The sequence below is a fragment of the Mycobacterium interjectum genome, assembly GCF_900078675.2.
In the GTDB taxonomy this organism is placed as follows: domain Bacteria; phylum Actinomycetota; class Actinomycetes; order Mycobacteriales; family Mycobacteriaceae; genus Mycobacterium; species Mycobacterium interjectum.
Genome location: NZ_LT546237.1, coordinates 895,781 through 913,554, shown reverse-complemented (window position 1 = coordinate 913,554; position 17,774 = coordinate 895,781). Strand labels below are relative to the sequence as shown.

Annotated in this window: 15 protein-coding genes and 1 pseudogene; 9 read left to right on the top strand and 7 right to left on the bottom strand. The window is 69.4% G+C overall.

The window, feature by feature from the left end:
• Nucleotides 1-115 precede the first annotated feature (115 nt).
• Complete coding sequence (locus BN4348_RS38600) at nt 116-448, bottom strand: hypothetical protein (RefSeq protein WP_142308664.1); 333 nt, start codon at nt 446-448, stop codon at nt 116-118.
• Nucleotides 449-834: 386 nt separating this feature from the next.
• On the opposite strand from BN4348_RS38600, the gene BN4348_RS38595 reads away from it, so the two are divergent.
• The 7 genes and pseudogenes from BN4348_RS38595 (at nt 835) to BN4348_RS38565 (ending at nt 7,279) form a co-directional block, all read left to right on the top strand.
• Nucleotides 835-1,317 (top strand): hypothetical protein, encoded by a 483-nt coding sequence (locus tag BN4348_RS38595; protein WP_066911393.1) that lies wholly within the window; start codon nt 835-837, stop codon nt 1,315-1,317.
• A gap of 15 nt (nt 1,318-1,332) precedes the next feature.
• Nucleotides 1,333-2,079, top strand: coding sequence for a gluconate 2-dehydrogenase subunit 3 family protein (locus tag BN4348_RS38590; RefSeq protein ID WP_066911390.1), 747 nt, complete (start codon nt 1,333-1,335; stop codon nt 2,077-2,079).
• Nucleotides 2,079-3,788, top strand: coding sequence for a GMC family oxidoreductase (locus BN4348_RS38585; protein WP_066911387.1), 1,710 nt, complete (start codon nt 2,079-2,081; stop codon nt 3,786-3,788). The genes BN4348_RS38590 and BN4348_RS38585 overlap by 1 nt, the downstream gene beginning before the upstream one ends.
• Nucleotides 3,789-3,906: 118 nt before the next feature.
• A pseudogene (locus tag BN4348_RS38580) lies at nt 3,907-4,269 on the top strand (glycoside hydrolase family 15 protein); the annotation flags it as partial.
• Between the two features lie 17 nt (nt 4,270-4,286).
• Nucleotides 4,287-5,363: an SDR family oxidoreductase gene (locus BN4348_RS38575; RefSeq protein WP_084454066.1), complete on the top strand. Its 1,077-nt coding sequence runs from the start codon at nt 4,287-4,289 to the stop codon at nt 5,361-5,363.
• 9 nt (nt 5,364-5,372) lie between these two features.
• Entirely contained in the window at nt 5,373-6,476 is a 1,104-nt protein-coding gene (locus tag BN4348_RS38570; RefSeq protein ID WP_066911380.1) for an enolase C-terminal domain-like protein, read from the top strand.
• An 83-nt stretch (nt 6,477-6,559) separates the two neighbouring features.
• Nucleotides 6,560-7,279: a PAS and ANTAR domain-containing protein gene (locus BN4348_RS38565; RefSeq protein ID WP_066911377.1), complete on the top strand. Its 720-nt coding sequence runs from the start codon at nt 6,560-6,562 to the stop codon at nt 7,277-7,279.
• 42 nt (nt 7,280-7,321) lie between these two features.
• On the opposite strand, the gene BN4348_RS38560 is transcribed toward BN4348_RS38565, so the two are convergent.
• From BN4348_RS38560 to lpqS, 3 genes are all read right to left on the bottom strand, one after another.
• Nucleotides 7,322-8,041: a DUF4396 domain-containing protein gene (locus tag BN4348_RS38560; RefSeq protein ID WP_084454068.1), complete on the bottom strand. Its 720-nt coding sequence runs from the start codon at nt 8,039-8,041 to the stop codon at nt 7,322-7,324.
• Between the two features lie 134 nt (nt 8,042-8,175).
• Nucleotides 8,176-9,360, bottom strand: a complete 1,185-nt coding sequence (locus BN4348_RS38555; RefSeq protein ID WP_235852682.1) for an FAD-dependent oxidoreductase — start codon at nt 9,358-9,360, stop codon at nt 8,176-8,178.
• A gap of 101 nt (nt 9,361-9,461) precedes the next feature.
• Entirely contained in the window at nt 9,462-9,881 is a 420-nt protein-coding gene (lpqS, locus tag BN4348_RS63065) for a putative copper homeostasis (lipo)protein LpqS (RefSeq protein ID WP_456238196.1), read from the bottom strand.
• Nucleotides 9,882-10,182: 301 nt separating this feature from the next.
• On the opposite strand from lpqS, the gene BN4348_RS38550 reads away from it, so the two are divergent.
• Nucleotides 10,183-11,958 carry an ABC-F family ATP-binding cassette domain-containing protein gene (locus BN4348_RS38550; protein ID WP_066911373.1) on the top strand — a complete coding sequence of 592 codons (1,776 nt, stop codon included), beginning with the start codon at nt 10,183-10,185 and terminating at the stop codon, nt 11,956-11,958.
• A gap of 14 nt (nt 11,959-11,972) precedes the next feature.
• Nucleotides 11,973-13,256 (top strand): cytochrome P450, encoded by a 1,284-nt coding sequence (locus tag BN4348_RS38545; protein WP_096866267.1) that lies wholly within the window; start codon nt 11,973-11,975, stop codon nt 13,254-13,256.
• A gap of 50 nt (nt 13,257-13,306) precedes the next feature.
• On the opposite strand, the gene BN4348_RS38540 is transcribed toward BN4348_RS38545, so the two are convergent.
• The 3 genes from BN4348_RS38540 to BN4348_RS38530 form a co-directional block, all read right to left on the bottom strand.
• Nucleotides 13,307-14,032, bottom strand: a complete 726-nt coding sequence (locus BN4348_RS38540; protein WP_328589059.1) for a type III polyketide synthase — start codon at nt 14,030-14,032, stop codon at nt 13,307-13,309.
• 177 nt (nt 14,033-14,209) lie between these two features.
• Entirely contained in the window at nt 14,210-17,275 is a 3,066-nt protein-coding gene (locus BN4348_RS38535) for a type I polyketide synthase (protein ID WP_066911365.1), read from the bottom strand.
• 3 nt (nt 17,276-17,278) lie between these two features.
• A partial coding sequence (locus BN4348_RS38530; RefSeq protein WP_211145698.1) for an acyl carrier protein occupies nt 17,279-17,774 on the bottom strand: 496 nt, incomplete at its 5' end.

The following is a 17,774-nucleotide window of genomic DNA, read 5'->3' as shown; positions in this document are numbered from 1 at the left end:
ATCGGCGCGCCCGGCGGTTTTGGTCAGGCTGTTTGCCCGTGGGTGGCTCGGCCCGCACGATCGGGCCCGTCGAATTAGTCGGGCCCGTAAATTTCGGCGCCTCCGGCCGCCGCTTTTACAGGTCCGTGAGACCCATGGGCCCGGCGTCCGCCATCTGACGCAGCCGCTGCGCCATCAGGCGGTCCTCCTGCGCGAATTCGCGGTGCCGAGCCGCGTGTTGGCGGTATTCGCCGGCGCCGGGATTGTTGCGTTCGGCCGCTTCGTCGTACACGTCCGCGGTTCGCTCGTGGCTCGCTGCCGAATGGTCCAAGCTGTTGGCTGCGGATCGCTGCGCGGCCCTGGCCAATAGCCACGCGTGCTCGGCCCGTTGGCCGGCGCGGAGCGCGTCTTCGGCGCCCCACACTTCAAGATCGGGTTCAGCCTGGAGCCCGTTATCTGCGCTGACCATGCTTTAGTCCTTTCTGGCGGCAGGATTGACCCTGTTGGGGCGCGTGAAACGCGTTTGGCCGGGCGGGTCTGGAAAGCGATGACTTGCGTTGCACGCCAGGGCGCTACGGGCGACCGCGGCACGGATGGAGTCCAAATGGTTAGCGTCGCTGAATAAGGGTATGCAACCCAAGCGCATGGTTCGACGACGCATGCCTGCATGCCGTCAGGGCCACCTCGGTTGAAGCACGCAGCTGGGCGCGAGGTCTCTGGTCGCCATCTCGACCCGTCGTTGTCGGCGTCGTCGGGTGGTTGCGACAGCGTGTTTTCGTGCGGGACTGAGGCAATTCGCCAACGCAGCCAAGCTGGGCCGGCGCTGCCCGGCGGACGTCAGGAAAGGGTAGGGAAATGTTGTTGCTAGGCAACGGCGGACGGCGCAAAGCCGGCCAGCCCCAGCAGCTGGCCGAGAGGGCACTGTACGACGTCGCGCACGGTCGCTTCGAACGCTCCCTGTCGGGCCTGACGGCCATGGCGGCCGTCGTGACGACGGCCGAAATCTACTTCGAGCACTACAAGGCCAGCTTTGGCAACAAGTGGATGTGGAGCCCTATCGTGGTGACCCCACCGGTGGTCGTCGCCGGAATCGGCGGGGTGTTCTCGCGGCGCTGGGCCAAGCTCTGGTTGCCGATCACCGCCGGCATCTATACGGCCAACGGCCTCATGGGCGAGTATCTGCACGCGCGCGGGGTGGCACGCAAGCCGGGGGGCTGGAAGCACGCGTCCTACAACGTGCCGATGGGCCCGCCGATCGCGGCGCCCGGATTGATGTGCATGGTCGGCGGGATGGGGCTGCTCGCCTCGATCCTGCGCCGCGAACGGTTCCGGCGATAGCCAGGGAATCTCACGATGGCCGACACCTCGCTCCCCGACCACCTGCCCAAACTGCGCCCGGATCGTCAGCCCCCGCATCCGTCGTGGCTGCCGAGGCAGCGCCGCGGCACCACGCCCCAAATGATCGGTCGCTACCCCGATTTCGACGTGCTGACAACCGCCGACTCGTGGGACGACGCCACCAGGAAGGTCGTGCTGGCCCGGCTGGAGCCCCCCGGCCCGCTGCGGTTCTTCACCGAGGACGAGGAGCCCTGCCTGCGCGCGTTCTGCGACACGGTGCTGGCGCAGGATCGCGAGCCGCGGGTGCCGGTGGCCGAATCGGTCGACTCCAAGCTCGCCGACGGGCGACTCGACGGCTACCAGTACGCCGACATGCCCGACGATCGCGACACCTGGCGGCTGGTGCTGCGCGGGCTGGACGAGACCGCCGCGCGCCGCCACGGCGCCGCCTCCTTCGCCGCCGCCGAGCCCGCCACCCGCGAAGCGATCGTCGACCAATTCTGCAAGGGCCAGCTGGAGGACGGAACCTGGGAGCGCCTGAACGTCAAGCGCGCGTGGTCGGTGTGCATGCGAATGACGTTGTCGGGCTTCTACTCCCACCCCTGGGCCTGGAACGAGATCGGCTTCGGCGGACCGGCCTACCCGCGCGGGTTCATGCGTCTCGGCGGTGCCACCGGGCCCGCCTCGGCGCGCGAACCGTTCGAGACCCGCGGGGCCACCGACGAGGATCCCGTGCGAGTCGTGCAAGAGGGTGAAATCTGATGGGCGACTTCTGGCGCGGCCTGTTCAAGGGGGCGGTCGGCCCGAAGGACAACGATTCGCGGTTCCTGCTGGACGTGCACTCCCGCGACCTGCCCGGCGAGAAGACCATGCGCCGCTTTCGCGACGACGACGAGGTCGACCTGGTCGTCGTCGGCGCCGGCGCAGGCGGTTCGGTACTCACCCAACGGTTGGCGCGCGCGGGCTGGCGGGTGGTGATCCTCGAGGCCGGCCCGTTCTGGCACCCCGACGAGGACTGGGTGTCCGACGAGGCCGGCTCGCATGACCTGTACTGGACGCAGAAACGCATCATTGGTGGGCAGGATCCGATCGAGCTGGGCAAGAACAATTCCGGGCGCGGCGTCGGCGGCTCGATGGTCCACTACGCGGGCTACTGCCCGCGGTTTCACCCCAGCGACTTCGCCACCTACAGCCTCGACGGGGTCGGCGCGGACTGGCCCATCCGCTACGAAGACGTGCTGCCCCATTACGAGCGCGTCGAGCTCGAGCTGCCGGTGGCCGGACAGAACTGGCCCTGGGGCCACCCCCACCGGTATTCGTTTGCCCCCCATCCCATTTCGGGAGCGGCGGCCAAACTGTGGGAGGGCGCGCTGAAGCTCGGCATCGAGATGCGCGTCGGGCCCGTCGGCATCGTCAACGGCACCTTCGGCAACCGCCCGCACTGCATCTACCGCGGCTACTGCCTGCAGGGCTGCAAGGTCAACGCCAAGGCCAGCCCGTACGTCACGCACCTGCCCGACGCGCTAGCCCACGGCGTAGAGATCCGCGCCAACTGCATGGCCGCCCGCGTCGAGCTCGACGAGAGCGGCGCCGCGCGGGGCGTGGTCTACCACGACGAGGCGGGCGGCACAGAACGGCTGCAGCGCGCGAAAGCCGTTGCGGTGGCCGGATATTCGATCGAAACCCCCCGCCTGTTGCTGAACTCGGTCAGCGACCGCTTCCCGAACGGTCTGGGCAACAACGACGATCAGGTCGGGCGCTACGTGATGGTGCAGGGCGCCACCCAGTCCGCGGGCCGGTGGTCCGAGGAGCTCCGGATGTACAAGGCGCCTCCCCCCGAGGTGTCTTCCGAGCAGTTCTACGAGACCGATCCCTCCCGTGGGTTCGCCCGCGGCTTTTCCATCCAGACCGTGTCGCCCATGCCCATCGGCTGGGCCGAACACGTTATGGCCGAAGGGCATTGGGGCCGCGCCCTGCGCGAGTACATGCGCGACTACAACCACTGGGCGACCATCGGTGTGCTCAACGAGCTGTTGCCGCAGCCGGACAACCGGGTCACCCTGGCCGACGAGAGAGACCCGTACGGCATCCCGGTGGCCCGGTTCGACTACACGCTCTGCGACAACGACAAGGCCAACATGGCCTACTCCACCAAGGTGATCGGCGACATCCTGCACGCCGCCGACGCGCAGGACACACTCACCATCGAGCGCTTCGCCCACCTGATCGGCGGCGCGCGCATGGGGACCAGCCCCGAGAACTCGGTGGTCGACTCCGATCACCGCGTGTGGGGCGTGCCGAACCTGTTTCTTGCCGACGGCTCGGTCTGCCCGACGCAGGGCTCGGCCAACCCGGCCCTGACGATCATGGCGCTGGCCTCCCGGCTGGCCGAACGGATGGCGGCCGGCACCATCCGCACCGACGCCGCCGGCGCGGGCGACCGACGGTCCAAGGCGGGGGCCCGTGGCTGAGCAGCCGATCGACGTCGATGCCGCCTTCACGCCCCGCGTGCTGCGCGAGTATGCGCTGCTCGCCGACGGCGAACGGGGCGCGCTCATCGGACCGGAGGGCGACGTGGCGTGGCTGNGCGGCGCCGTGCCCGCCGACGACCCCCGCACCCGGGCCACGCTGGACGCCGTTCGCCGCGACCTCACGGAGGACGGGTTCGTCTACCGCTTCCGGCACGACGAGCGTGACCTGGGCGACGCCGAGGGGGCCTTCTTGCTCTGCGGCTTCATGATGGCGCTGGCCGAACACCAGATCGGCCATGCCCATTGTGCGATGCGCTGGTTCGAACGCAACCGCGCCGCCTGCGGCCCGCCGGGCCTGTTTTGCGAGGAATACGACGTCCGGCAGCGCCAGCTGCGCGGCAACCTGCCGCAAGCTTTCGCGCACGCCCTGCTGTTGGAATGCACGGCCACCCTGGCCGAGGACGCCGTCCACCACGACTGACGAAAGGAGATTGTGCGATGACACAGACCGTCGTGATCACCGGCGCCAGCGCCGGCATCGGCCGCGCCACCGCCCAGAAGTTCGGGCAGCGCGGCGCCAACGTCGCCTTGCTCGCCCGCGGCACCGCCGGGCTGGAGGGCGCCGCCCGCGACGTCGAGGCCGGCGGCGGGAAGGCGCTGGCCATCCCCACCGACGTGGCCGACTACTCTGCCGTCGAGGCCGCCGCCGACGAGACGGAGGCCGCATTCGGGCCCATCGACACCTGGGTCAACGTCGCGTTCACCTCGGTGTTCGCGCCGTTCTGGGAAATATCCGCAGAGGAATTCAAGCGAGTGACCGAGGTGACCTACCTCGGTTACGTGCACGGCACCATGGCGGCGCTGGCGAAGATGCGCCCGCGCGACCGCGGCACCATTGTCCAGGTCGGTTCCGCGCTCAGCGAGCGGTCCATCCCGCTGCAGTCGGCCTACTGCGGCGCCAAGCACGCGACCAACGGGTTCACCGAATCGGTGCGCTGCGAGCTGCTGCACGAGGGCTCGAACGTGCGGATCACCGTCGTCCAGATGCCGGCGGTCAACACCCCGCAGTTCTCCTGGGTGCTCTCCCGCCTGCCCCGGCATCCGCAGCCGGTGCCGCCGATCTACCAGCCGGAGGTGGCCGCCCGCGGCGCCGTCTATGCGGCCGATCATCCCGGGCGCAAACAGTATTGGGTCGGTGACAGCACCGCGGTCACGCTGCTCGCGCAGAAGTTCGTCGCACCGCTGCTGGACCGCTACCTCGGCCGCACCGGGTACGACTCCCAGCAGACCGACGAGCGGGTCCACGGCGATCAGCCGCACAACCTGTGGCAGCCGGTCGACGAGCAGCCCGGCAGCGACCACGGCGCCCACGGCGAGTTCGACGACAAGTCCTACGCCCACAGCCCCGAATTGTGGTTCTCCCNCGGCGCCGCGCAGGCGCGACGGACGCCCCCGGTGGCGGACGCGCCGACCGGCGACGCGCTGGCCACCCTCGTCCGTCTTCGCCATCGGGTCGCCGAATCGGTTGCGCGGTACACCCTGCCGGGGTCCGTGCGCGCGGCCATGACGACATAGGAGGACCGCATGCTTGACGCTTGCTTCGACGAGGTCACCGCGCACGCATACGAGATCCCCACGGACGCACCGGAAGCCGACGGCACCTTCGCCTGGTCCTCGACCACGCTGATCCTGGCCGAGGTGGTCGCGGGCGGCCGGCGCGGGCTCGGCTACACCTATGCCGCCGCCGCCTGCCGCGAGCTGATCACCGGGCCACTCGACGGCGCGGTCAAAGGGCACAGCGCCCTCGACATCACCGGCGCCTGGCAGTCCATGGTCCGCGCGATCCGCAACAGCGGGCGCCCGGGCCTGGCCTCCTGCGCGATCTCGGCGGTCGACACCGCGCTGTGGGACCTCAAGGGAAAACTCCTCGACCTGCCGGTGTGCCGGCTACTCGGCGTGGCGCAGCCCGAGGTGCCGATCTACGGCAGCGGCGGCTTCACCACCTACGACGAACGCCAGACCCGCACCCAACTGGAGCGCTGGGTCGACGCCTGGAAGATCCCGCGGGTGAAGATCAAGATCGGCGAGTCGTCGGGGTCCGACGAGCGCCGCGACCTGGACCGAATCGCCCTGGCGCGCAAGGTGATCGGGCCCGACACCGAACTCTACGTCGACGCCAACGGCGGCTACCGCCGCAAGCAGGCGATCCGGGTTGCCCACGCCATGGCCGACCACGACGTCACCTGGTTCGAAGAACCCGTGTCATCCGACGACCTCGCCGGGCTGCACGAGGTGCGCGACCAGGTAACCCCCGACGTCACCGCCGGCGAATACGGCTACGACCTCACGTACTTCCGCCGGATGCTGGCCGCCGAAGCGGTCGACTGCCTGCAGATCGACGTCACCCGCTGCGGCGGCATCACCGACTGGTTGCGGGCCGCCGCCGTCGCCGCCGCGCACAACATCGACGTTTCCGGACACTGCGCCCCCAACCTGCACGCCCACGTCGCCGCCGCGATTCCCAACCTGCGGCACCTGGAGTACTTTCACGATCACCACCGCATCGAGCAGATGCTTTTCGACGGCGCCCTGTCCCCCGACGGCGGGGTGCTACGGCCCGATCAGCACCGGCCCGGCCTGGGGCTCGAGTTCAAGCACCGCGACGCCGAGCAATACCGGGTGAGCTGACGGCCCTGGAATCGTGCATGAAGGTACCCGACAATGGGCATTGATAGGCACAAAGAATCGAGGCACTGCGGGAGAGACGCGCGATGACTGTGAACTTCGACGACGAAACCGCTGAACGTCGAAACGGGAACGCCGACGGCGAGGCGGCGCCCTCCGATGCGCTGATGTCCGATGTGGTCGAGGAGCAGGAGCTGGGCGCGGTCGACCTGGTGCTGGGCCTCGGCGAGCCGCAGCGGGTCGGCCGGTTCCGGTTCTACCTGGACGGCCAGCGCTGGGAGTGGTCGGACGCGGTCGCACGCATGCACGGCTACGAGCCGGGGCAGGTCGAGCCGACCACGGAACTATTGCTGCAACACAAGCACCCCGAAGACCGCGAGCGCGTCGCGGCCGTGCTCGACCACGTGCTCAAGGGCAAGCCGTTCAGCAGCCGCCACCGCATCATCGACACCGCCGGGCGCACCCGCTGCGTCGTCGTCGCGGGTGACCGGATGGTCGATGAGAGCGGCGCGCTGGCCGGCACGTCGGGTTTTTACGTCGATGTCACCGACTCCCTGCACACGGATATCACCAACGTCCTGGAGGCGGTGGCCGACGCCCGCGCCAAGATCGAGCAGGCCAAGGGGGTGCTCATGAGCGCCTACGGCATCTCCGCGGAGCGCGCGTTCGACCTCCTGGTCTGGCGTTCCCAGGAGACCAATCTGAAGGTGCGCGACCTCGCCGCCCGATTCCTTGATGCCGTGGCAGGCAAGGCGTCGCCCGACACACGGACCCACGTCGACGACGCGCTGCTGACCCTCGAATAACCGCGGGCGCACCAGACGCCGGATGTGCGCCCACCAGCCCTGCTATCCGCTGGATGCGGGCGCCGCGCGCACGGCCGGGGCCGCGGGTTGCATCGAATCGCGGAGCAGCAGCCGCCAGACCATCGGATAAGCCGTGACGAAACCCAACAGCATGCCGGCCCACATGACGAGCCAGAACGCGATCGATGTGTGGGCATACCCCAAAACGAACGCCACGAGCATCATCGCCACGCCCATGCCGAGATCGAATGCCAACACGGCCAACACCGAAATCCATACCGCCAGCCGCACCCGCCGGCCCGCCGACGGGACCTCCTCGGCCATGGACAACGCGCGATACTCGAAGGCCGCCAGCAGTGGCAACGCGAATGCCGCGATGAGCAAGATCATCGGCCACACGGCCCTGCCACCGATGGTGAGCCCGGCCCGCATGACGATCGGTATGGCAACGAGGTGACCGATGAACGACGCGGCGCCGCCCGGAATGGTCTGGAGCATGGCTCTCACCGGTAGCCCCCACCGGGGCGCAGACCCGTGCCGCTGTTGCCATTTACGGCTGTCCGGCCGCCCCCAGCAGTAGTAGGCCCAGAGGGCCAGGGGGCCGGCATACACGGCGGTGATCGCCCAGACCCACTCCATCGGCCACATCGGCTGCCGGTACCCGCCCACAAAGACGTCGACGAGTATCGCACCGGCCATCAGCACCCCGATGCCGGTCACAATCCAGCCCAATAGCGTCACCCAGGCGGGTGCCACGGTCATATCGGGCATGTTGGCCATTCCGGTGATTGCTACGACGGAATGGCTTGGCGTGGAACTCATTTCGAGCATTGCTTCTCCTTTTGGTCTGTGTCGTGAAGGTGCTGTCGTCGAACCGCGAGTCGACGGCGCCTGTTTCAGGCGGCGCCTTGCCGGGCGACCAAGTTGTGGGCCAGGTCGGCAACCTCGTAGGCGCAGCCCCACGAGAGGCTGACTCCCGCGCCGCCGTGGCCGTAGTTGTGCACGATCTGGGTGCCCGGCTGGGTTTCCAGCCGCACACCTCCGTGGCGGAAGGGCCGCAGACCGACCCGTACCGGGTCAACCGCATCCAGATGGACGCCGCGCAGCATCGGCAGGAAATCGGTGCAGCGGTCGAGTATCTGCCGCAACGGCGGATGGTTGTCCAGGGTGAGGTCGGTGTCGTATTGACCCGGTTCGACGAGTCCGCCCAGCAGGAGCCGGTCGGCTCCGCGGGGCACGATGAAGATCATGTCTTGGGCCTCGGTGCTCGCGTCGTTGGCCACCGCGAGGGCCGCCGTCACGCGCGACATGTAGCTGCCGTCGTTGACCGCCCGCAGCAGGGCACCCCGGTGCGGATCCATGGTGGAGTCGTCCGCCAACGTCGCCGCGCCGAGGCCGGCACAGTTGACGATCACGTCGGCCCCGTACTCCACGCGCAGTTGCTGCTCCTGCTCGACGAGCGTCCCGTCGACGCGGCGGCGGGTGACGGTGACGCCCGCCGCGTGGGCTTGATGAGCCAGCCAAGCCAGATACCAGTCGGTGTCGATGGTGGGCGCCAGATAGGAATAGGCGTCGACCACACCGGTGTCCGGGTTGACCCCGTGGGCCTCGATCAGGGCGGGGTCGTGCACGAATCCGGGTACACGCTCTTGAACCTCAAGCATTTTCGCGTGCTCGGCCGCATCTTCCTCGATGAGATGGGAGAAGTAGAAGACCGCGGGCCGAAGGCTCACCCCGGTGCGCGGGTCGGCAGCGAGCTGCGCGAACCGCAGATAGGAGCTCATCGCCCAGCCGGTGGAGCGGGTCAGCGTGGTGTCGTCGTGGTGTCGACCGCACACCGACGGCGGCCATTCCCATAGTGCACCGGCGACTGTCGATACCGTGTCGACGCCGAACCGATCGGCGACCACGGTTACCCGCCAGCCCCGCCGCGCCATCACCACCGCGGCGGTCAATCCGTTGACTCCGGCTCCGATGACCAAGGCCCGTGGCTGGTCCGGCGGCGAGATGGCCGTCGCGTCGGGGCGGTCGAGGCGATGAGGGCCCATGGAGGGTCGAAATGCGCACAGGACAGAATTCATGAAGGTTCTCTTTTCTGCATCAAAAGCCGCGGGCGCGCGGCAGCGAATCGGGACAGCGGCGACCGGCCGTGCGACGACGCACACGACGTGGCGCTGACCGATCAGACGCGCGAGATGCAGATCCGGGTCAGGACGCTTCGGCCCGGACGAGAAACGACCACGCGACCCGGACGAGGCGGGCCCCGCGTCGGCGGCCGCACCAGTGCGGGCCGCAGTGCGACCGACGCCAGCGCCGCGATCGTGAAACCCGGAGCAAGCTGGCCCGCCGTCCCCCATGACTGCGCCACGGGCATGCAGTCATGGGTCGCCGCCCGGCAACAGTCGGCGTCGACACGGCCGGAGGCGAGCGGCTCGGCACGGAAATTGCCCACACTGACGGTCGACGCGGAGGGCGACCGAGCAGCCGCGAAGCCCGTTTGCGCGAGGTGGCAACCGGCCGCGGCGCCGAGGAACCACACCAAGGCCGCGACGGCAATCAGGTGCCGCGGCCAACGCCGGGGGTGGTTTCTCGCGGGATGCATGGCAGCGTTCAGATTAGCATAGTGAGGGGGGTATACCCTTTAAGGCGCTCGGGATACCGGGCGCATCAAGGCGTTACCACACCATAACTCGTTGTTCTAGAACGTGATTGAGATTCCATCCGGACGCGGGTTCGGGCCAGTCGTCGGCGCGTGTCCGGGTTACCCATAGCGGGTATAGGTTCCTGCGAGGACGCATGCGGCGGGGCCGGGTCCGCCGCATGCGTCGACGGCACTTCCGGCGCGACCCACTCGTACCGCGGCGTTTTCCGGTCCGCGTCGCCGCCGCGCTAGGGTCGGCCCGGTGGCGCACCTACTGGGAGCCGAGGGCATCCGCCTGGAATATCCGACCCAGCTGGTCTTCGGGTCGGTCACGCTCGGGGTCGACGACGGCGCGCGGATCGGCATCGTCGGGCGCAACGGGGACGGCAAGTCCAGCCTGTTGGGCCTGCTGACCGGCCAGCTGCGGCCGGACGCCGGCCGGGTCACGCGGCGCAGCGGGCTACGGGTCAGCGCGCTGAGCCAGGCCGACACGCTCGAACCGGGGCACACTGTGGGCTGGACGCTGGTCGGTGACCGGCCCGAGCACCAGTGGGCGGGCGACGCGCGGGTGCGCGACGTGGTCGGCGGACTGGTGGCCGACATCGCCTGGGACGCAACAATCGACACGCTGTCCGGCGGGCAGCGCCGGCGCGTCCAGCTGGCCCGGCTGCTGATCGGCGAGTGGGACGTGATCGCGCTCGACGAGCCCACCAACCACCTGGACATCGAGGGCATCACCTGGCTGGCCGGCCACTTGGGCCAGCGCTGGGCGCGCAATACCGGCGGGCTGCTGCTCGTGACGCACGACCGCTGGTTCCTCGACGAGGTCGCCACCACGACGTGGGAGGTGCACGACGGGATCGTCGAGCCGTTCGAGGGCGGCTACGCCGCCTACGTGCTGCAGCGCGTCGAGCGCGACCGGGTGGCCGCCGCCACCGAGGCCAAGCGGCAGAACCTGATGCGCAAAGAGCTCGCGTGGCTGCGCAGGGGTCCGCCGGCGCGCACCTCAAAGCCCAAGTTCCGGATCGAGGCCGCCAACCAGCTGATCGCAGACGTGCCGCCGCTGCGCAACACGGTCGAGCTCGCCAAGCTGGCGACCGCGCGCCTCGGCAAGGACGTCATCGATCTGCTGGACGTGTCGGTCTCGTTCGGCGGCCGCCCGGTACTGCGCGACGTCGAATGGCGGATCGCGCCGGGCGAACGCACCGGCATCGTCGGGGCCAACGGCGCAGGCAAGTCGACGCTGCTGGGCCTGATCGCCGGCACCGTCACGCCGGACACCGGGCGCGTCAAGCGTGGCAAGACGGTTCGCCTGGCGGTGCTGGACCAGCGCGGCGAGGAGCTGGCCGCGCTCGCCGGCGACCGGATCGCCGACCTGCTGGGCGGCCTGCGCGGCGGCTACGAGGTCGACGGCCGGGAGGTGACGCCGGCCCAGCTGCTGGAGCGGTTGGGGTTCGGCCGGGGCCAGCTGTCCGCACGCGTCGGTGACCTGTCCGGCGGTCAGCGGCGGCGGCTGCAGCTGATGCTCACGCTGTTGTCCGAACCGAACGTGCTGCTCCTCGACGAGCCCACCAACGACGTCGACACCGAGATGCTGACCGCCGTGGAGGACCTGCTCGACTCGTGGCCGGGCACGCTGATCGTCGTCTCGCACGACCGCTACCTGTTGGAGCGGGTCACCGACCAGCAGTATGCGATCCTCGACGGCCGGCTGCGCCACCTGCCCGGGGGCGTCGACGAGTACCTGCGGCTGGCGGCGCATCGCCCGGCGGCTGCCGAGCGCCCGCGGGCCGGGCCGTCGGCTTCCGAGACGATGTCCGGCTCGCAGCGGCGCATCGCCGAGAAGGAGCTGGCCGCCGTCGACCGTCAGCTCGCCCGGCTCGCCGATCGGATCGCGGCCAAACACCACGAGCTCGCCGACCACGACCAGGCCGATCACGTCGGCCTGACCCGGCTGACCCGTGACCTGCGCGGCCTGGAAGATGAGGTCGCCGCGACGGAGCTCCGCTGGCTGGAGCTGTCGGAGTCGCTCGAATGAGCGGCTATCGGCCGGTGCGCTACCCGCCCGGCGAGGCGCTGCTGGCGCTGTACCGGTGGCGCGGTCCGGTGATCAATTCCGGAATCGGCCGGCGCGGCTACACCTACCTGCTGGGGCCCGAGGCGAACAAGTTCGTGTTCGCCAACGCCGACGCGTTCAGCTGGCGGGAGACGTTCGAGAACCTGGCCTTCGTCGACGGCCCCACCGCGCTGATCGTCAGCGACGGCGACGACCACCGCCGCCGGCGCAGCGTCGTGGCGCCCGGCCTGCGGCGCCGGCGGATCCAGGACTACGTCCAGACGATGGCGGCGAGCATCGACGCCGTGATCGACGGATGGCGCCCCGGGCAGCGGCTGGACATCTACCGGCAGTGCCGCTCGGCGGTGCGCCACAGCACCGCCGCGAGCCTGTTCGGCCCGCGCATCGCCGTGCATTCGGACTTCCTCGGCGAGCAACTGCAGCCCCTGCTGGACATGACCCACCGGCTGCCGCAGGTGATGCAGCTCAAGCGGCGCCTGAACTCCCCGGGCTGGCGGCGGGCGATGGCGGCGCGGACACGCATCAACGACCTCGTGGACGCGCAGATCGGCGCGGCCCGCGCGCAACCCGCGCCCGACGACCACCTGCTGACGATGCTGATCAGCGGTCGCGGGGATGAGGGTTATGCGTTGAGCGACAACGAGATTCGAGACGCGGTCATTTCGCTGATCACCGCCGGCTACGAGACCACCAGTGGCGCGCTGGCCTGGGCAATCCACACGCTGCTGGCACTGCCCGGCGCGTGGGACGCCGCCGCCGACGAGGTGCGCCGCGTGCTGGGCGACCGGCCGCCGGTCGCGGGCGACCTGGAGAAACTGACCTACCTCAACGGCGTGGTGCACGAGACGCTGCGGCTGTATCCGCCCGGCGTCATCTCCGCCCGCAAGGTGATGCGGGACCTGAGTTTCGACGGACGGCGGATCCGGGCGGGACGGCTGCTGATCTTCAGCCCGTACATCACGCACCGGCTTCCCGAGCTGTGGCCGGAGCCGACGGAGTTCCGGCCGGCGCGCTGGGATCCCGGTTCACCGGGTTACCGCCGGCCCGCGCCGTACGAGTTCATTCCGTTCAGTGGGGGCCTGCATCGGTGCATCGGGGCGGTCATGGCGACCACCGAAATGACCGTCATGCTGGCCCGGCTGGTCGGCAGGACCACGCTGCGGTTGCCCCCTCAGCGCATCCGGGCTCACAACCTCGCCGCGCTGTCCCCCAGGCCGGGAGTGACCGTCGACGTTGTCGGGCTCGTGGACGGCCGCTAGCGCGGCCTAGCAGGGCGCTGGGCGCACCGCCGCAGGTCGCGACCATCGGGCTACTGCCAGCGCAGGAGCACCAGTTCGGAACAGAATCCGGGACCCATCGCGAGCATCAGCCCGGGGCTACCGCTCGGCGGCGGCTTGGCGATGGTGTCGCGCAGGATGTGCAGCACCGAGGCCGACGACAGGTTCGCGATTTCGCCCAGCGAGCGCCAGGTCAACTCCAGCGCGTCGGGGTCGAGCTCAAGGGTCCTGGTGATGGCGTCGATGACCTTGGGGCCACCCGGGTGGGTGACCCACGCGCCGATGTCGTCCTTGGTCAGCCCATGCGTGGCGAGGAACCCTTTGACGTCGTCGGCCAGGTAGCGGTCGATNACGTCCGGCCGCAGGCCGAGCCGGCCGGCGATCCGCGCGTCCAGCGACGGCACCGCGACACCGGTGACGGTCGAGGTGGCGATCAGGTCGATGTCCCCGACCGCCAGGCCGGCCTCCTCGAGCGCGCCCAGCAGCGCCTCGCAGCCGAGGTCGACGGCCGCGTCGATGAAGATCTCATTGGCCTCGCCGAAGTCGGTCAGTGTCGGGTAGCGCTCCAACGGCAGGACGAAGTGGCGACTGTTGACCTTCGCGGCCGCGTGCAACCGCCGAACAATCTCCTCGTGTTCCTTCAATCCGGGAAACTCGACGAATTGGTCGGTGATCTCGCTCTGGCTATACCGATGCGGCGGCAGCGCTCCGAACACGCCCGCGATAACGCTCATGCCCCTACCTTGTTTGGTCGTGATCAAAGAAAGTGATCACTTTCGTGCGCCGGCGAGAATCTAGCGCCGATGTGGAAGTTTAGAAGTTTTGCGGCAGCACCGCAAAGCCGTTGTTATTCAACGCATGTCAAATTGCGCTATTTAACGTATGTCGAATTACGTTATCACGTGGTGTTTTCGGTTCCTCCAGCGTTTGTTTGCTTATTGAACGTCGTCCGCTTGGTCCGCATCAAGCGCAAGCGCGATCAGCGCGTCGGGGCTCAGGGAGTCGATGGCGTCTTCGGTGACCGAGGATTGCGCGCACGGAGTTTCCGGATCGCTCGCCAACGCCAATAGTTTGTCGAGCAATCCGGTTCTTCGAAGTTCATGAAGTGGAATCTTTTTCAGCGCCGACCAGACCTTTTCGTCATTGGTTTTTTCGTGTTCGCCGTGCAGGAGCTGTTGCGCCAGGTGATCGGCCAATGCCGCCGGGTTCGGATAGTCGAAGACCAGCGTGCGCGACAACGCCAGCCCCGTGTGCGCTTTGAGGCGGTTGCGCAATTCGACCCCGGTCAAGGAATCGAACCCGAGGTCTTGGAAGGCGCGCTCGGCGTCGACGGCATGGAGATCGGCATGTCCCAACACGGCCGCGGCGTGCCCGCACACCAGCGCGACGAGTTCTCGGTGCCGCTCGTGGCGAGGCATGCCGCGCAACCGCTCGGCCAATTCGGCCGGCCGCGACGGCACCGGAGACGGCGTGTCCGTGCGCGTACCCAACCAGAACCGTTGGCGCGCAAAGCCATACGTCGGCAGCGGGACTCGCTGACCGCCCCCCAGGACGGCGCCCCAACGGACGGTCACGCCCGCGGTGAACAGCCGGCCGGCCGCGGTGAGCAGCGATTCGGTTTCCGGCCGGTCCTTGGCGAGCGTCGTCACCGACACGGGATGATCGGTGGTCACGGAGTGCTCGACCGCGGCGCCGAGGCCGCCACCCGGCCCGACTTCGACGAACACATCGGCACCGAACGACTCGGCGGCTCGCACCCCGTCGGCGAAACGCACCGGCAGGCGCACATGCTCGGCCCAGTAGCGCGCCGACCCATACCCGGGCCCGGCGAGCTGTCCGGACACGTTGGACACCAACGCAATCCGCGGCTCCGCCGGCGACAGCTCGGCCACCAGCGCGGCGAAGTCATCAATCATCGGGTCCATCAGCGGCGAGTGAAACGCGTGCGAGACCGCGAGCCGATGCACCCGCCTGCCCTGCCGCGCCAGGGCCTCCGCGACCGCTCCGGCCGGAGCGTCCGCACCCGAGATCACCACCGCGTCGCGGCCGTTGACCGCCGCGATCGCCAGCCCGTCGGTCAGCAACGGCGCCACGTCGGCCTCGCCGGCGGCCACCGCGATCATCACGCCACCTGCGGGCAGCCCGGCCATCAACCGGCCACGCACCGCCACGAGTTTGGCCGCGTCGGCGAGCGACAACACCCCCGCCACGTGCGCGGCGGTGATCTCGCCCACCGAATGACCCAGCACCACATCCGCGACGACACCCCAGTCGCGCAACAGCTCCGCCAGCGCATACTCGATCGCGAACAAGGCCGGTTGGGCGAATTCGGTGTTGTCCAACAGCTTTGCGTCGCTGCCCCACATCACGTCGCGCAGGGGCAACCGCAGGTGGTCGTCCAGCGCCTCGACCGCCTCGTCGAAGGCCCGTGCAAACGCGGGAAACCGGCCATACAACTGAGCACCCATCGCGAGGGACTGCGCCCCCTGCCCGGGGAACACGAACGCTGTCTTGCCCGGTGCGCGCGCCCGGCCCACGAGCGCGTCGGGGTGCGACTCGCCGGCGGCCAATCCCGCCAGACCGGATGTGAGAGCCCCCCGGTCCGCGCCCACCAGCACCGCCCGATGCTCGAACACCGACCGCGTCGTCGCCAACGACCACGCCACGTCGCCGACCTCCAGCCCGGCATCGGCGGTGACGTGGGCCAGCAGCCGGGCGGCCTGATTGGCCAGCGCGCGTTCCGAACGACCCGACAGCACCCACGCCGTCGGCGCGTTACCGCGCAGCGGCGCTTCGCCTTTCGGTCGCGCGGGGGCCTGCTCGACGATGACGTGCGCGTTGGTTCCACCCATGCCGAAGGACGACACACCCGCCCGCCGCGGTCCTTCCACCGCCGGCCAGGGGGTCAGCGCGGTGTTGACGCGCAGCCCGAGGTGTTCCGGATCGATGCCGGCACCCGGGTCCGCGTAGTTGAGACTCGGTGGAATGACGGCGTTTTCGATGGCCAACACGGTCTTGAGCAAACCCGCGATACCCGCGGCGCCGCCCGCGTGGCCGATGTTGGTCTTCACGGATCCCAGGGTCAGCGGCCGGTGTCGGGGCCCGGTGAAAACCTCGCCGAGCGCCGTCGCTTCCACCGAGTCGCCGGTTTCGGTTCCGGTGCCGTGGGCCTCGATGTACTGCAACTGGCCGGCGTCGAGCCCGGCGGCCCGCAGCGTACGCCGGATGACGTCGACTTCGCCCGGGACGGAGGGCACCGTCGGGGCGGCGGCGCTGTGTCCGGCGTTGCCCACCGCGCTGCCACGAATGATGGCGCGAATAGGATCACCGTCGTCGAGGGCCGCGCCCAACGGCTTCAGCAGCACGAGCCCGCCGCCCTCGCTGCGCACGTAGCCGTCGGCGCGCGCATCGAATGCATAGGTGTGACCCGATGCCGACAATGCCCCGAATTCCGTTTCCAGCGACGCGGTTTCGCTGGCCAGGTTCAGGTGCACGCCGCCGGCCAGAGCCAGCGCCGACTCGCCGGTGCGGATGCTTTCGCAGGCGAGGTGCACCGCCACCAGCGACGACGATTGGCCGGAATCGACGGTCAAACTCGGGCCGTGCAGCCCCAACGCGTACGAGACCCGGTTCGCGATCATCGCCCGGCTGACCCCGGCGAAGGAGTGGTGGTCGATGTCCTGGGCGACCGTCAACACGCCGTAGTCGTCGTTCATCGCGCCCAGGTAAACCGCAACCCGTTCTCCGCGCAGGGTTTCGGGCACCACGAACGCGTCTTCGAGGACCTCCCAGGCGAGCTCCAGCGCGAGGCGCTGCCGAGGGTCCATGGCGGCGGCCTCGCGCGGCGAGACGCTGAAGAAGTCGGCGTCGAACTCGGCGACGTCACCGGGCAACGCCGTGGCTTCGGCGCCATCGCGGATCAGCCGCCAGAAGTCGCGGGGGCCGCCGGCGCCGGGGAATCGGCAGGCCAGCCCGATGACCGCGATGGCTGTCGGGGGCACGGCTCAGGGCCCGACTTCTTCGTCCAGGATGGCGAACAGCTGACTTTCGGTCGCCGAGGCGAGGTCATCGTCGAAAAGCTCGCTGGGGTCCAGCTCCGGCTCCGGGGCGCTCAGGGTCGCGAGCAGGGTGTGGATCCGGGCCGTCAGCCGTGACTTGTCGTCGGGACTCCAGCCCGGCTGGTCGATCAGGGCCTGCAGTTCGCGCGCGACGTCGTTGAAGCGGGCCATGGGATCGGGCGGGTCGTTCGTGGGCGCCGCGGCCAGTTCGGCGTCGAGGTGCTCGGCCAGCGCGGCCGGCGTGGGGTAGTCGAAGATCAGGGTGGGCGACAGGGTGAGCCCGGTCGCGGTCTTGAGGCGGTTGCGCAGCTCCACCGCGGTCAGCGAGTCGAACCCGAGATCGCCGAAGGCGCGCTCGGCGTCCACGTCCGCGGTGGCGTGGCCGAGCACGGTGGCGGCGTTGCCGCACACCAGATCAACGAGCTCCCGGTGCCGCTGCTCC

What these genes read in the sequence shown, in the direction of transcription:
- BN4348_RS38600 (WP_142308664.1), bottom strand. Translation starts at nt 448, where the DNA reads ATGGTCAGCGCAGATAACGGGCTCCAGGCTGAACCCGATCTTGAAGTG.
- BN4348_RS38595 (WP_066911393.1), top strand. Translation starts at nt 835, where the DNA reads ATGTTGTTGCTAGGCAACGGCGGACGGCGCAAAGCCGGCCAGCCCCAG.
- BN4348_RS38590 (WP_066911390.1), top strand. Translation starts at nt 1,333, where the DNA reads ATGGCCGACACCTCGCTCCCCGACCACCTGCCCAAACTGCGCCCGGAT.
- BN4348_RS38585 (WP_066911387.1), top strand. Translation starts at nt 2,079, where the DNA reads ATGGGCGACTTCTGGCGCGGCCTGTTCAAGGGGGCGGTCGGCCCGAAG.
- BN4348_RS38570 (WP_066911380.1), top strand. Translation starts at nt 5,373, where the DNA reads ATGCTTGACGCTTGCTTCGACGAGGTCACCGCGCACGCATACGAGATC.
- BN4348_RS38565 (WP_066911377.1), top strand. Translation starts at nt 6,560, where the DNA reads ATGACTGTGAACTTCGACGACGAAACCGCTGAACGTCGAAACGGGAAC.
- BN4348_RS38560 (WP_084454068.1), bottom strand. Translation starts at nt 8,041, where the DNA reads ATGACCGTGGCACCCGCCTGGGTGACGCTATTGGGCTGGATTGTGACC.
- BN4348_RS38555 (WP_235852682.1), bottom strand. Translation starts at nt 9,360, where the DNA reads ATGAATTCTGTCCTGTGCGCATTTCGACCCTCCATGGGCCCTCATCGC.
- lpqS (WP_456238196.1), bottom strand. Translation starts at nt 9,881, where the DNA reads ATGCATCCCGCGAGAAACCACCCCCGGCGTTGGCCGCGGCACCTGATT.